Below are 13,012 nucleotides of genomic sequence, written 5' to 3'. Positions count from 1 at the left end.
ACGCCCCCGGGCCGCGTCCCCCAGGGAGGTCCGCACATGAGAAACAAGGTGGCATTCGTCACCGGCGCGGCGGGCGGCATCGGCGCCGCCGTGGTCCGGCTGCTGGCCGAGCGCGGTGCGCTCGTCGCGGCCGTGGACCGGGACGCCGAGCGCCTCGCCGAGCTCGCCGGCAAGCTGACCGCCGAGGGCCGCACAGTGGCCGCGATCCCCGCCGACGTCACCGACAGCGCCTCCGTCGAGGCGGCCGTCGAGGCCGCCGAGCAGCGGCTGGGACCGCTCGACCACCTGGTCAACAACGCCGGGGTGCTGCGGCTCGGCGCGATCCGCGACCTCAGCGACGAGGACTGGCGGACCACCTTCGCGATCAACGCCGAGGGTGTCTTCCGGGTCTCCCGGGCGGTGGTCCGCCGGATGATCCCGCGCGGGCACGGCGCGATCGTCACGGTGGCCTCCAACGCGGGCCTCGTCCCGCGCACCGAGATGGCGGCCTACGCGGCCTCCAAGGCGGCGGCCACCCACTTCACCCGCAGCCTGGGCCTGGAGGTGGCCCGGTACGGCATCCGCTGCAACGTGGTCGCGCCGGGCTCCACCGACACCCCGATGCTCAGCGCCATGTGGTCGGACGGCGAGGCCGGGCGGGCCGCCACCGTCGCCGGGCTGCCGTCCGCCTACAAGGTCGGCATCCCGCTCGGCAAGCTGGGCCGCCCCGAGGACGTCGCGCACGCGGTGGCCTTCCTGCTCTCCGACGAGGCCGGCCACGTCACCCTGCACGCGCTCACGGTGGACGGGGGTGCCGGGCTCGGTGCGTAGCGACCGACCGTCCCCGCTGGACCGGGTGCTGGCCGACCGGCCGCCCGCGTTCGCGCTGCTGCACCGGCCGGAGGCCACCGGCCCCGGCCTGGTGGAGCTGCTGATCGGCGAGGTGTCCGCCCCGGCGGTGCTGGCCGACCTGCCGCTGTCCGAGGAGCCCGAGGAGCCCGAGGAGTCCGGGGAGCCGGGGCCGCCCGGGGAACCGGCCGGCGAGCGGCACGAGCTGCTCGCCCTGGTCCCCTACCGGCAGATCGCCGAGCGCGGCTTCGAGGCCCCGGACGACGGCGCCCCGCTGCTCGCGCTGACCGTCACCGAACAGGCCGTGCTGCCGCTCGCCGACCTGCTCGCCCGGCTCCCGGACGGGCCGATCGAGCTGACCGGCGGCGGCTTCGACCTCGGCGACGAGGAGTACGCGCAGACCGTCCGCCGGGTGGTCGCGGAGGAGATCGGCGAGGGCACCGGCGCCAACTTCGTGCTCAAGCGCTCCTACCTGGCCGGCGTCGGCGGGGACGCCGCGGCCGCCGCGCTCACCCTGTTCGGCCGGCTGCTGCGGCGGGAGAGCGGTGCCTACTGGACCTTCCTGGTGCACACCGGGGAGCGGACGCTGGTCGGCGCCACCCCCGAGCGGCACATCAGCGTGCACGGCGGACGGGCGGTGATGAACCCGATCAGCGGCACCTACCGCTATCCGGAGCGCGGCCCGGACCTCGACGGGCTGATGGACTTCCTGGCCGACCGCAAGGAGAGCGAGGAGCTCTCCATGGTGCTCGACGAGGAGCTCAAGATGATGGCCCGGATCTGCCCGGGCGGCGGCCGGGTGGTCGGCCCGTACCTCAAGGAGATGGCCCGGCTCGCGCACACCGAGTACTTCATCGAGGGCCGCACCGGCCGGGACCCGCGCGAGGTGCTGCGCGAGACGCTGTTCGCGCCGACGGTGACCGGCAGCCCGTTGGAGTCCGCCGCCCGGGTGATCGCCAAGTACGAGCCCGGCGGCCGGGGTTACTACAGCGGGGTGGCCGCGCTGATCGGCCGGGACGCGGCCGGCGGGCGGACCCTGGACTCCGGCATCCTGATCCGCACCGCCGAGATCGCGCCCGGCGGCCGGCTGCGGATCGGCGTCGGGGCGACCCTGGTGCGGCACTCCGACCCGCTCTCCGAGGTGGCCGAGACCAGGGCCAAGGCGGCCGGCCTGCTGGCCGCGCTGACCGAGGGCGGCCGGGACCGGTTCGCCGCGCACCCGCGGGTGCGGGCGGCGCTGGCCGGTCGCAACGGGGGTCTGGCGGACTTCTGGCTGGCCGGGGACGCGGAGCGGGCCAGGCCGCGCCCCGGGCTGGTCGGGCGGCGGGTGCTGGTGGTGGACGCCGAGGACACCTTCACCGCGATGATCGGCCACCAGCTGCGGGCGCTCGGCCTGGAGGTCGAGGTCCGCCGGTTCGACGAGCCGTACGCGCTCGCCGGGACGGACCTGGTGGTGCTCGGGCCGGGGCCCGGCGACCCGCGCGACACCGCGCACCCGAAGATCGCCCATCTCCGCGCGGCGGTCCGGGAGTTGCTGGCCGCGCGGCGGCCCTTCCTGGCGGTCTGCCTGAGCCACCAGGTGCTCAGCGCCGAGCTGGGGCTGCCGCTGGTCCGCCGCGCGGTGCCCAACCAGGGCGTGCAGCGCGCGATCGACCTGTTCGGTGCCGCCGAGCGGGTCGGCTTCTACAACACCTTCGCCGCCTCCTGGGAAGCCGACGCGGGCGCTGCGGCGGCGTGGTTCGAGGCGCCCGGGGTCGGCCCGGTGTGGATCGCCCGGGATGCCACGACCGGCGAGGTGCACGCGCTGCGCGGACCGGGCTTCGCCTCGGTGCAGTTCCACGCCGAGTCGGTGCTCACCCGCGACGGCGTGCGGATCACCGGTGATCTGATCGAACACGCGTTGGTATTACCGTCCGCCGAGCGGAAAGCGCCGGAAGGGCCGGAATTCCCCTGACGAGTCGTACACGTCCCCCAACCGTTCCACCTGGAAAAGCATTACCGGAGCCGGAAAACCCCGGCGGAACCACCGCAACCACCGCAATCACCGACAAGGAGATCACCGTGCTGGACGACGCCTTGGTGGACGCGTATCTCGCCCGGATCGGCGCCGAACGGCCCGAGCGGGCCGACCTCGCCGCGCTCACCCGCCTCCAGGAGCGGCACGTGCTGTCCGTGCCGTTCGAGAACCTCGGCTACCACCTCGACGAGCCCGTCCACATGGACGAGCAGGTCCTCGACAAGATCGTCCGCCAGCACCGCGGCGGCGGCTGCTACGAGGTGAACCCGGCCTTCTCGTTCCTGCTCACCGCCCTCGGCTACCCGGTGGAGATCCTCCCCGGCCGGGTCCACCGCCCCGGCGGCACGCTCGGCGCAGCCCTGTGCCACCTCGCCCTGCGGGTCACCGTGGACGGCGAGCAGTGGCTGGTCGACACCGGCTTCGGCCGCAACAGCCGCCACCCGCTGCGGCTGGCCTCCCGCGAGGTCCAGCACGACCCGGACGGCGAGTTCCAGCTGGTCGACGTCGAGGGCGGCGGCTTCGACGTGCTGCTGAACGGCAGGCCGCTGTACCGGCTGGACGACCGCCCGGTGCGGATCGAGGACTTCCGCCCGACCCTCTGGTGGTACCGCACCGCGCCCGAATCGCCCTTCCTGCAGGACGTGTTCTGCACCCTGCGGACCGAGGACGGCCGGATCACCCTCAAGGGCAACCAGCTCTCCACGCTGGCCGGCGGGGAGCGCAGCACCCAGGAGTTCGCCGGCGACGCCGCCGTGCTGGAGGCCTACAAGACCCACTTCGGCTTCAGCCTCGACCGGCTGCCCGCCCAGCCCGCCGGCGGCGTGACCGCCGGCGTCCAGACGGGATGACCTCCGCCATGACCTCCGCGACCCCGCCGACCGACCCGGCCCGGCTGCCCGCCGTCTTCGCCGAGGCCTTCAACACCGGCGACCCGGCCGCCGTCGAGCCGCTCTTCGAACCAGGCGCCGCCTTCGTCGACCGTCCCGGCACGGTGCTCACCGGCGACGACCGGCGCGCCGCCGTCGCCGGCTTCCTGGCCCTCGGCCTGCCGATCCGCATCGAACTCCGGCACTGCTACACCACCGGCGACCTCGCCCTGCTGATCGGCGACTACCTGATCGAGGGCGAGGACCCGGACGGCAACCCGTTCCGCTCCGCGGGCACCGCCACCGACGTCGCCCGGCGCGGCGCCGACGGCCGCTGGCGCTACGCCATCGACAACCCGCCCGGCACCGACCGCCTCCCCGAGGAGGGACCCCAGTGACCCCCGTTCCGGAAAGCCCTGTCCTGGAAGGGCCCGGCCCGCTGCCCGACCCCCTGCTCGACCTGCCCTTCGACGCCGGCCCCGACCCGGACGCCTACCTGCGCGCCGCGATGCGCTGGCACTTCTCCCCGGAGACCGGCTCCCCGTTCTGGCTCGCCCGGGCCGGCTCGCTCGGCTTCGACCCGCTCACCGACGTCACCACCCACGCCGACCTCGCGAAGTTCCCCAACCTCGCCAACGAACTGCGCACCGCCCGGGTCGAGGACCTCCTGCCGCGCGGCTACGGCGGGCGCGCCGAGGTGGTCGGCGTCTACGAGAGCGGCGGCACCACCGGCGCGCCCAAGCGGATCCTGCTGCTGCGCGACTGGCTGGACCGGCTGCTCGGCTGGTCCAGCGCCCAGCTCGACCTGCACGGCGTGCCGCAGGACGTCAACTGGCTGGTCGTCGGGCCCACCGGCCCGCACATGGTCGGCGACGTCATCAAGGCGCAGACCGCGCTGCGCGGCGGCCTCGCCTTCACCGTCGACCTCGACCCGCGCTGGGTCAAGAAGCTGATCTCGGCGGGCCGCGGCGAGGAGGCCGCCGCCTACGCCGAGCACATCGTCGACCAGGTCGCCTTCGTGCTGGAGACCCAGGACGTCGGCGTGCTGCTCTGCACCCCGCCGGTGCTGGAGCGGATCGCCCGCCGGGACGACCTGGCCCGGCTGGTGGACGAGAAGGTCCGGGCGATCAACTGGGTCGGCACCCAGCTGGACCCGGACACCCGCCACCTCTACCGCACCGAGGTCTTCCCGAAGGCCGTGCTCTACAGCGGCTACGGCTCGACCATGATCCTCGGCAACGCCAGCGAGCGTCCCGGGCTGACCGACGACGACCCCTGCGTCTACGACCCCTTCGCGCCGTACATGAGCTTCGGCGTGGTCGACCCGGAGACCGGGCGGACGGTGGAGTACGGCGAGCGCGGCCAGGTGGTGATGCACCACGTCTCCAAGGGGCTGCTGGTGCCCAACAACCTGGAGCGCGACCTCGCCACCCGGATCCCCGCGCCGCCCGGACAGCCCGGGGACTCGGTCGCGGACATCGCGCCGGTCCGGGAGTTCGAGGACGAGACGGTCGTCGAGGGGGTGTACTGATGACGGAGCAGTCCCGGCCCTCGCAGCCGTCCCCCCTGCTGCAGCTGGACGCGCTCGGCCCCGGCGAGCCGTACCGGGCCCGCAAGCGGACCGTGGTGGGCGACGTCACCGGCGCGCCGTTCGCCGAACTCAGCCTGGTGCCACGGCTGTTCGTCAGCCGCGCGATGCGCGCCCTGCACGCCGCCGAGCCGCTGCCGGCCGAGGAGCGGTCCGCCGCGCTCGCCCGGGCCGGGCGGATCTTCCTCACCGAGCGCATCGACGGCCTGGACCTCGACGGCTACCAGCGCGCCGTGGCCCGGGTCTCCGGGGTGCCGATCGGGGTGGTCCGGGAGGCCGTCCGGGCCATCGCCGACTCCGCCGAGAAGGCCGGCTGGGCCGCCCAGCAGGCCCGCCCGGCCGGGGCGGTGGCCGACTGGCGGGACAGCGCGACGCGCCGCGGCAGCGCGGTGTGGACCAGGCGCGGCGAGGTGTTCGCCGTCCACGCGGCCGGCAACCACCCGGGCCCGCACGGCCTCTGGCTGGAGGCGCTGGCGCTCGGCTACCGGGTCGCCGTCCGGCCCTCGCGGCGCGAACCGCTCACCCCGCACCGGCTGGTCACCGCGCTGCGGCTGGCCGGCTTCGGCTCCGACCAGGTGGTGCTGCTGCCCACCGACCACGACGTCGCCGACGAACTGCTGGCCGGCGCCGACCTCGGCATGGTCTACGGCGGCGACGACGTGGTCCGCAAGTACGCCGGCAGCACCGTGCTGCCGCAGGGCCCGGGGCGCTCCAAGATCCTGATCACCCGGGACACCGACTGGCGGGAGCACCTGGACACCGTCGTCGACTCGATCGCCCACCAGGGCGGGGTGGCCTGCATCAACGCCACCGCCGTGCTGGTCGAGGGCGACCCGGCGCCGCTGGCGGCGGCGATCGCCGAACGGCTCTCCGCGCTGCCCACCCTGCCGCCGGAGGACGAGAAGGCGGTGCTCTCCGTCCAGCCGGTCGCCGAGGCCCGGGCGATCGAGGCGTACCTGCTGCGCCGGGCGGCCGGCACCCGGGCCTGGCTCGGCGGTGACGGCGTGGTGGCCGAACTCGGCGACGGCAGCGCGGTGCTGCGCCCGGCGGTGCACCAGCTGGACCGGCCGGACGCCGAGCAGGCCGGGATCGAACTCGCCTTCCCCTGCGTCTGGGTGGCGCCGTGGAGCCCGGAGGCCGGGGTCGCGCCGCTGCGCGACTCGCTGGTGCTGACCGCGCTCACCGGGGACGACGAGCTGTTCGACCGGCTGCTGCGCGAGCCGAGCATCGCCAACGTCTACCGGGGCGACCACCCGACGTACTGGATCCGGCCGGGTGTGCCGCACGACGGCTACCTCGGGGAGTTCCTGATGCGGACCAAGACCGTCATCCGCTGAGCGGACCGGGGTCCCGGGGGCTCACCGCCCCCGGGACCCCGGCCGCCCGGCCGCGCGTTCAGGCCCGCAGGGCCCGGTCGACCAGGGCGCCGGCCGCGCCGGTGTACCCGGCCGGGTCGCACAGCTCGGCGATCTCGGCCGGGGTGAAGTGCCCGGCCAGTTCCGGCCGTCCGCCCAGCACCTCGGCCAGCGGGCGGCCCTCCCGGTCGGCGGTCAGCGAGACCTCGGTCAGCAGCCGCTTGGCCTCAGCCTTGCCGAGCCCGGGTGCCAGCCGGGCGGCGATCCGCTCGGAGACCAGCTGTCCGCCGGTGAGCTCCAAGTTGGCCCGCATCCGCTCCGGGCGGACCAGCAGCCCCTCGGCCAGCTCCACCGAGGTGAACGCGGCTCCGCCGGCCAGCCGCAGGCACTCGCGCAGCAGCAGCCACTCGGCGTGCCAGGCGCCGCCGGAGCGCTCGTCCTCGGTGACCAGGCACTGGGTCAGTCCGGCGGCCAGCACCGGCACCTGGAGCGCGGCGCTGCGCAGCAGGGTGGACAGCACCGGGTTGCGCTTGTGCGGCATCGCGGAGGAGGCGCCGCGCCCGGCGGCGGCCGGCTCGACCACCTCGCCGACCTCGGTGCGGGTCATCGACTGCACGTCCACCGCGATCTTGCCGAGCGCCCCGGCGGTGAAGGCCAGCGCGGCGGCCAGGTCGGCCATCGGGGTGCGCAGCGCGTGCCAGGGCAGCGCCGGGCGGGCCAGTCCGGTCTCCGCCGCGAAGGCGTCCACCAGCCGGTCCAGGTAGGCGCCGGCGTCGACGTCCGGGTCCGGGCCGTCCAGCCGGGCGTACTCCAGGTAGCCGGCCAGGGTTCCGGCGGCGCCGCCGAGGGCGACCGGCAGCCCGTCCGCCAGGACGGCGGCGAGCCGGCGGTCGGCGTCCAGCACCAGCTGCCGCCAGCCGGCCGCCTTGAGGCCGAAGGCGGTGGGCACCGCCTGCAGGGCCAGGGTGCGGCCGGCCAGCACGGTGTCCCGGTGCTCGGCGGCCAGCGCGGCGAGCGCGCCGGCGGTGCGCTCCAGGTCGGCGCGGATCAGCCGCAGGGCCCGGGCGGCGACGAGCATCGCGCCGGTGTCCAGGATGTCCTGGCTGGTCGAGCCGCGGTGCACGTACTCGGCGGCGGCCGGGTCCTCGGCGGCCACCACCCGGGCCAGTGCCTGGACCAGGCCGACCACCGGGTTGGCGGTCTCCCGGGAGGCGAGCGCGAGCTCGCGGGCGTCGAAGTGCTCGGCGCGGGCGGCCCGGGTGATCGCGGCGGCCGCGGCGGGGGGCACCGTGCCGAGTCCGGCCTGGGCGCGGGCCAGCGCGGCCTCGGCGTCCAGCATGGCCTGCAGCCAGGCCCGGTCGGCCACGGCCGCCTCGACCGGGGTGCCGGCCCGGACGGGCGAGAGCAGCCCGGAGTCGGTGTCGGCCCCGGTCGGGGCGGGGTGCTGGTCGGTCATACGACGACGCCTCTCGGTCGGATCTCCTCGGTCTCGCTCACCCGGAACGTGCCGTCGGTGCCGTCGGTGCCGTCGGCGCGGGCCTGGGGCGGCAGCGGCGCGGCGGGCCACTCGGGGGCGGGGGAGAGCGCCAGCACCGCGCGGGCGATGGCGTCGGAGTCGCCCAGGGTCACCGAGTCGACGCCGGGGCGGATGCCGGCGGCGGTCACCCAGTGCACGGCCTCGGTCGGCACGCCGTACGCGAAGCGGCGCGGGTGCGCCCGGCCGCGCGCGTCCAGCAGCCGGTAGGGCCGCTCGGTGACGGCGAGGCCGCCGGTCTGGTAGCCGCCGCCGTGTCCGTCGGGGATCCGGTAGGGGGCGCACTGCTCGGTGTCCAGCAGATGGCGCAGCAGGGGGTCGTCGGTGCGGCGCAGGTCGGGTTCGGGCAGCCGGGCCTCGATCAGCACCGAGGCCCGGACCGGTGGGCCGGGGACGGCGGTGGAGTGCGCGGTGAACGCCGGGTCGACCGGGTCGATCCGGATCTCGGTGCCGGGGCCGAGCAGTTCCAGCACCCCGGCCTCGACGAGCGCGATCAGCTGCTCAATCCGCTCGGTCGGCGGGCCGATGGACAGGAAGGCGTTCAGCGGGGTGTACCAGCCGTCCAGGTCGTCCCGGTAGGAGTCGCCCTCGATGCCGCTGTGGTCGACCGCCAGCCGGATCTCGTTGCGCAGGTCGCGCAGCACGTCCAGGGCGGCCTTCAGCGGGCCGCTGAGGTTTCCGGCCCGGGCCTCGGCGACGTCCTGGCGCAGGTGGTCGAGCAGCCAGCCGCGGAAGTCGGCGCGGTCGGTGAACTCCCGCCCGGCGTACGGGCGGGAGAGCCGGTCCCAGCTCCACCGCTCGGTCGCCGGGAGGCCGTGGGCGTCGAGCACCGCGGCCGGGTCGTCGGCGGTCAGGTAGCGGTCGGTGAAGTCCGCGCGCTCGGCGCCGCGGGCCCTGGCGGTGAGCAGCGCGCCGTAGTAGACGGCCTCCACCTCGCGGGAGACCAGCGGCCACAGGTCGGTGGCGAAGCGCACCGGCTCGCCCCGGCGGGCGCGTTCGCGCAGCCCGGCGACCACCTCGGTGGTGAGCAGCCGGGGCAGGTGGCGTCCGTGGGCGCCCTTCTCGTTCTCGCCGCGCGCGTGGTACGGGATGCCGCGCCGGGAGGTGGCGTAGAGCCTGGGCTCGGTGCCGGAGGGGCGGTAGACCAGGGTGCCGTCGACCCGCTCGAAGTGGCCGCCGCGGCCGAGCGTGAAGAGCGCCATGTGGTCGAAGAAGTTGAGGCCGAGGCCGCGCAGCAGGACGCTCTGGCCGGGCCGGGTGGTGACGTGGACGTCGGCGGGGTTGGCGGGGGCGACGTAGTCGAGGTGGTGGATCCGGGCCAGGCTGGCGGTGCGCGCCTCGCGCGGGGTGGGCCGGGCGGGGACGTGGCCCTGGGCGAGCACGATGGCGTCCAGCCGGTTCAGCCGGGTGCCGTCCTCCAGCCGGACGCCCTGCGGGCCGCCGGGGAAGCCGTGCGCGTCGGCCATCGCGACCGCCCGGGAGCGGTGCACCCGGACGGTCACGGTGGGCGGGGCGGCGGCGACCACGGCGCGGAAGGCGTCGTGCAGGTACTGGCCGTAGAAGGCGCGGGTCGGGTAGGTGTTCGGACCCAGGTCGGCGGCCTCGGCCAGGGTCTGGTCGTCGTGGCGGGCCGGACGGCCGGCGGAACCGCCCTCCCGGGCAATGGACTTTGCCCATTCGTACAGGCTCGGGCCGGGTTCGACCGGGCCCTCGATCCGTACGCTGTCGTCGGTGTACACGGTGATCTGCGAGGCCACCGTGTTCATCAGGAGGTGCCGGGACTGGTCGGTGCGCCAGACCCGGCCCGCGCCGGGGGGCGCCGGGTCCACCACGTGCACGGTGACGGTGGACCCGGCGGGCCGGGTTCGTTCGTTGGCGCAGAGCCGTTCCAGTACTGACAGGCCGCGCGGACCCGCGCCGATGACACAGATCTGGAGGTGACGGTCGATCATGCCCACGGCTCGCCATCGTAGTTGTGGTGATCAGATGATGAAAAGGTCTTGACTCCGTGCATCCAGGCCACCCGCTCGTGCAGCTCGCCCTCGGAGAAGCCGCGCAGTAGCCGGTTGCGGGCCTCGGCGGCCTCGCCCGCCGGGTGCCAGAGCCGGATCGACTCCCGCGCGGCGCGCTGCACGGCCGCGGTGCGGGCGCGCCGTTCGGCGGCGAACGAGGCGAAGGCCCGTGCGAGGGCGTCGGTGCCGTCGGCCAACTCGCCCAGCAGCACGGCGTCCTCCAGGGCCTGGCAGGCGCCCTGGGCCGCGTAGTGCAGCATCGGGTGCGCGGCGTCGCCGAGCAGCGCCACCCGGTCGTCGGTCCAGCGCTCCACCGGGTCTCGGTCCACCAGCACCCAGGAGCGCCAGCCCTCGCCGAGCGCCAGCAGCCGCCGGGCGGCCGGCGCGGCCAGGCCCGCCAGCTGCTCCGCGACCGTCTCCTCGGGGACCGGTACGTTGGCGAGCGCCTCGGTGGCGCCGTTGTCCCGGGAGGCGGCCAGGTTGAGGAAGGACCCGCCGGCGATCGGGTAGTGGACGAAGTGGCAGTGCGGGCCGGTCCACCAGGTCACCGAGGTGAGCAGCCGCAGCTCCTCGGGGACCAGCTCCATCGGGATCACCGCCCGGTACACGGTGATGCCGGAGATCCGCGGCTCGCCGTCGCCGACCAGCTGGGCACGGACCGCCGAGTGGATGCCGTCCGCGCCGACGAGCGCGTCGCCGTGCACCGCGCCGCCGCCGGCCAGCAGCGCGGTCACGCCCGCGGCGTCCTGCCGGTAGCCGGTGACGGCGGTGGCGGCGCGCAGCTCGATCCGCTCATCGGCCCGGCAGGCACGCAGCAGCAGCCCGTGCAGCTCGGCCCGGTGCACCACCACGTACGGGTTGCCGAACCGCTGCCGGTAGCGCTCGGTGAGGGTCAGGCTGGTGACGTGCTCGCCGGTGACGCCGTCCATGAAGCGCAGCTCGGCCATGTGCACCCCAGCCGCCCGGACGGCGTCGCCGAGGCCGAGCCGTTCCAGCGCGAGGATGCCGTTCGGTGCGATCTGGATGCCCGCACCGATCTCGGCGAACTCCGCCGCCCGCTCCAGGACCACCGCCCGGTGGCCGGCCCGGGCCAGGGCCAGTGCGGCGGCCAGCCCGCCGATCCCGCCGCCGGCCACCAGCACGGTCGCGGCGGTGCCGCGGTCCCCGCTCATCGGAGCGGCCCGTCGCTCTCGGCGGACGCCAGCCGGCGGGCCAGCTCCAGCCGTTTGATCTTGGTGGTGGCGGTGGCCGGGAGTTCGCCGAGCCGCCAGTGCACCGGGTCGGCCATCGGCGGCAGGCCCGCCGCGGCGGCCCGCCAGGCGGCCGGGTCGAGCGGGCGGTCGCCCTTGGTGCAGACGACCGGGACCGGCCGGCCGTCCGGGCCCGGCACGATCACCACCTCGGCGAGCTCGGCGAGCCGGGCGAACAGGGTGTCCTCGGCGGCCAGCGTGGAGCCGAAGCCCTCGATCAGGTCCACCTCGCGGTCCAGCAGGTGCACGCAGCCCCACCGGGTGCGGTAGCCGACGTCGCCCATCCGCCACCAGCCGTCCTGCACCTGCTGCTCGTAGCGGGCCTGCTCGCCGAGGTAGGTGACGATCCGGCCGTCGCTGCGGACCTCGATGAACCCCGGGTTGTCCTCCGACGGGGGCGCGCCGTTGCGGCTCACCACCCGGACGTCGGTGAAGCCGGGGAACGGCATGCCCACGCAGCGGCCGTCGGCGTCCGCGCCGCGCCGCCGGGAGAACGAGCGCACCACCGCCGGGCCGACCTCGCTCTGCCCGTACAGCTGGCCGAAGACCGGTGCGCGCCGCGCGGAGGCGGCCAGCATGGTGCGCACGGTGCGCGGGTGGATCGCGTCGAAGGTGGACGAGAACAGCTTGACGTTGGCCAGCGGGCGGCGCGGGTCCTTCGCCAGCTCCTCCCACTCCATGAAGGAGTTGGGGTGCGCCTCCAGGATTCCCGGGCGCAGCCGGGCGAACAGCGCGCCGACGTGCGCGGGCTCCGAGTGCGCCAGCACCAGGATCGGGAAGCCGCGGAACAGCGAGATCGCCAGGGCGGTGACCAGCCGGGAGTGCACGAAGGAGACGTGGATCGCGATGGTCTCCCGCCCGGGGACGACCGGGCGCAGCACGGCCGCCTGCGGGCGGTAGCGGGCCTCCAGGGTGCGGCCGGTGTGCACGGCCAGCTTGGGCGTGCCGGTGGTGCCGGAGGTGTGGGTGATCAGGGTCGGGTGGTCGGGCGCCGGGGTGGCCGGGGCGACCCGCGGGGCGCCGGCCAGCGTGGCCAGCGGGACGGCGCCGGGGTGCTCGCCGGAGGCCAGCAGGACGCCGGAGGCCAGGTCGAAGACCTCGGCCGGCAGTTCCTCGACGAGCTTGGCCGCGTCGGTGAGCAGGAACGGTTCGCCGGTGCGGCGCACCAGCTCGGTGACGGTCGCGCCGTCCAGCTGGGGCGAGAGCAGCACCGGGACGGCGCCGATCCGGGCCGCGGCGCAGGCGAGCAGGGTGATGTCGAAGCTGTTCGACTTGTGGACCACCACCCGGCGGCCCGGGCGGACCCCGGCCGCCCACAGCCGGGAGGCGTGGTCGTCGACCAGGTCGGCGAGCTCGGCGACGGTGGCCCGCCGGCCCAGCTCGGGAGCGATGTCGAGGTCGTGGTCGAGGATCACCACGTTCGCGCCGTTCCGGACGGCGGCCCGCTCGAAGAGCGTGCCCAGTCGGATTCCCCGGTTGGCTATGCGCTGAAGGAGCACCGTTCCGCCCTCTCGGTGGGGTTGCGGGTCGCTGTGCTTTCAGGGACGTGCAGGGGTTGTCGG

General features: G+C 75.4%; 10 protein-coding genes. 6 read left to right on the top strand and 4 right to left on the bottom strand.

Annotated features, from left to right (window positions below; translation table 11 throughout):
- The first annotated feature begins 36 nt into the window (after positions 1-36).
- The 6 genes from ACFVVU_RS06095 to ACFVVU_RS06070 all read left to right on the top strand — a co-directional run bounded on the left by ACFVVU_RS06095 (position 37) and on the right by ACFVVU_RS06070 (position 6,636).
- The gene (locus tag ACFVVU_RS06095; protein WP_380685093.1) at positions 37-810 is read left to right on the top strand and encodes a 2,3-dihydro-2,3-dihydroxybenzoate dehydrogenase; all 774 of its coding nucleotides are present in this window, start codon (positions 37-39) and stop codon (positions 808-810) included.
- On the top strand, positions 803-2,782 hold the full coding sequence (locus tag ACFVVU_RS06090) for an anthranilate synthase family protein (protein WP_387788545.1): 1,980 nt from the start codon (positions 803-805) through the stop codon (positions 2,780-2,782). Before ACFVVU_RS06095 ends, ACFVVU_RS06090 begins: the two co-directional genes overlap by 8 nt.
- A 107-nt stretch (positions 2,783-2,889) precedes the next feature.
- Positions 2,890-3,693 (top strand): arylamine N-acetyltransferase, encoded by an 804-nt coding sequence (locus ACFVVU_RS06085; protein ID WP_380685091.1) that lies wholly within the window; start codon positions 2,890-2,892, stop codon positions 3,691-3,693.
- An 8-nt stretch (positions 3,694-3,701) separates the two neighbouring features.
- Positions 3,702-4,109, top strand: coding sequence for a DUF4440 domain-containing protein (locus tag ACFVVU_RS06080; protein WP_355362129.1), 408 nt, complete (start codon positions 3,702-3,704; stop codon positions 4,107-4,109).
- On the top strand, positions 4,106-5,242 hold the full coding sequence (locus ACFVVU_RS06075; RefSeq protein WP_380685090.1) for a phenazine antibiotic biosynthesis protein: 1,137 nt from the start codon (positions 4,106-4,108) through the stop codon (positions 5,240-5,242). The genes ACFVVU_RS06080 and ACFVVU_RS06075 overlap by 4 nt, the downstream gene beginning before the upstream one ends.
- Positions 5,242-6,636, top strand: a complete 1,395-nt coding sequence (locus ACFVVU_RS06070; protein WP_380685089.1) for an aldehyde dehydrogenase family protein — start codon at positions 5,242-5,244, stop codon at positions 6,634-6,636. The genes ACFVVU_RS06075 and ACFVVU_RS06070 overlap by 1 nt, the downstream gene beginning before the upstream one ends.
- Positions 6,637-6,694: 58 nt before the next feature.
- Here ACFVVU_RS06070 and ACFVVU_RS06065 read toward each other — a convergent pair whose 3' ends face one another.
- The 4 genes from ACFVVU_RS06065 to ACFVVU_RS06050 are packed head-to-tail and all read right to left on the bottom strand — an operon-like array spanning position 6,695 to position 12,949.
- On the bottom strand, positions 6,695-8,110 hold the full coding sequence (locus tag ACFVVU_RS06065; protein ID WP_387788544.1) for a lyase family protein: 1,416 nt from the start codon (positions 8,108-8,110) through the stop codon (positions 6,695-6,697).
- Positions 8,107-10,140 carry an FAD/NAD(P)-binding protein gene (locus tag ACFVVU_RS06060; RefSeq protein WP_380684766.1) on the bottom strand — a complete coding sequence of 678 codons (2,034 nt, stop codon included), beginning with the start codon at positions 10,138-10,140 and terminating at the stop codon, positions 8,107-8,109. The genes ACFVVU_RS06065 and ACFVVU_RS06060 overlap by 4 nt, the downstream gene beginning before the upstream one ends.
- Positions 10,137-11,372 (bottom strand): FAD-dependent monooxygenase, encoded by a 1,236-nt coding sequence (locus ACFVVU_RS06055; RefSeq protein ID WP_387788543.1) that lies wholly within the window; start codon positions 11,370-11,372, stop codon positions 10,137-10,139. Before ACFVVU_RS06055 ends, ACFVVU_RS06060 begins: the two co-directional genes overlap by 4 nt.
- Positions 11,369-12,949 (bottom strand): class I adenylate-forming enzyme family protein, encoded by a 1,581-nt coding sequence (locus ACFVVU_RS06050; RefSeq protein WP_380684768.1) that lies wholly within the window; start codon positions 12,947-12,949, stop codon positions 11,369-11,371. Before ACFVVU_RS06050 ends, ACFVVU_RS06055 begins: the two co-directional genes overlap by 4 nt.
- Positions 12,950-13,012: the final 63 nt, after the last annotated feature.

The organism is Kitasatospora sp. NPDC057965 (assembly GCF_042887135.1).
GTDB lineage: Bacteria > Actinomycetota > Actinomycetes > Streptomycetales > Streptomycetaceae > Kitasatospora.
This window is presented reverse-complemented; position numbering and strand designations above follow the sequence as displayed.

Coding starts and splice junctions, on each gene's coding strand:
- ACFVVU_RS06095 (WP_380685093.1), top strand. CDS start 37: ATGAGAAACAAGGTGGCATTCGTCACCGGCGCGGCGGGCGGCATCGGC.
- ACFVVU_RS06070 (WP_380685089.1), top strand. CDS start 5,242: ATGACGGAGCAGTCCCGGCCCTCGCAGCCGTCCCCCCTGCTGCAGCTG.
- ACFVVU_RS06055 (WP_387788543.1), bottom strand. CDS start 11,372: ATGAGCGGGGACCGCGGCACCGCCGCGACCGTGCTGGTGGCCGGCGGC.
- ACFVVU_RS06065 (WP_387788544.1), bottom strand. CDS start 8,110: ATGACCGACCAGCACCCCGCCCCGACCGGGGCCGACACCGACTCCGGG.
- ACFVVU_RS06080 (WP_355362129.1), top strand. CDS start 3,702: ATGACCTCCGCGACCCCGCCGACCGACCCGGCCCGGCTGCCCGCCGTC.
- ACFVVU_RS06060 (WP_380684766.1), bottom strand. CDS start 10,140: ATGATCGACCGTCACCTCCAGATCTGTGTCATCGGCGCGGGTCCGCGC.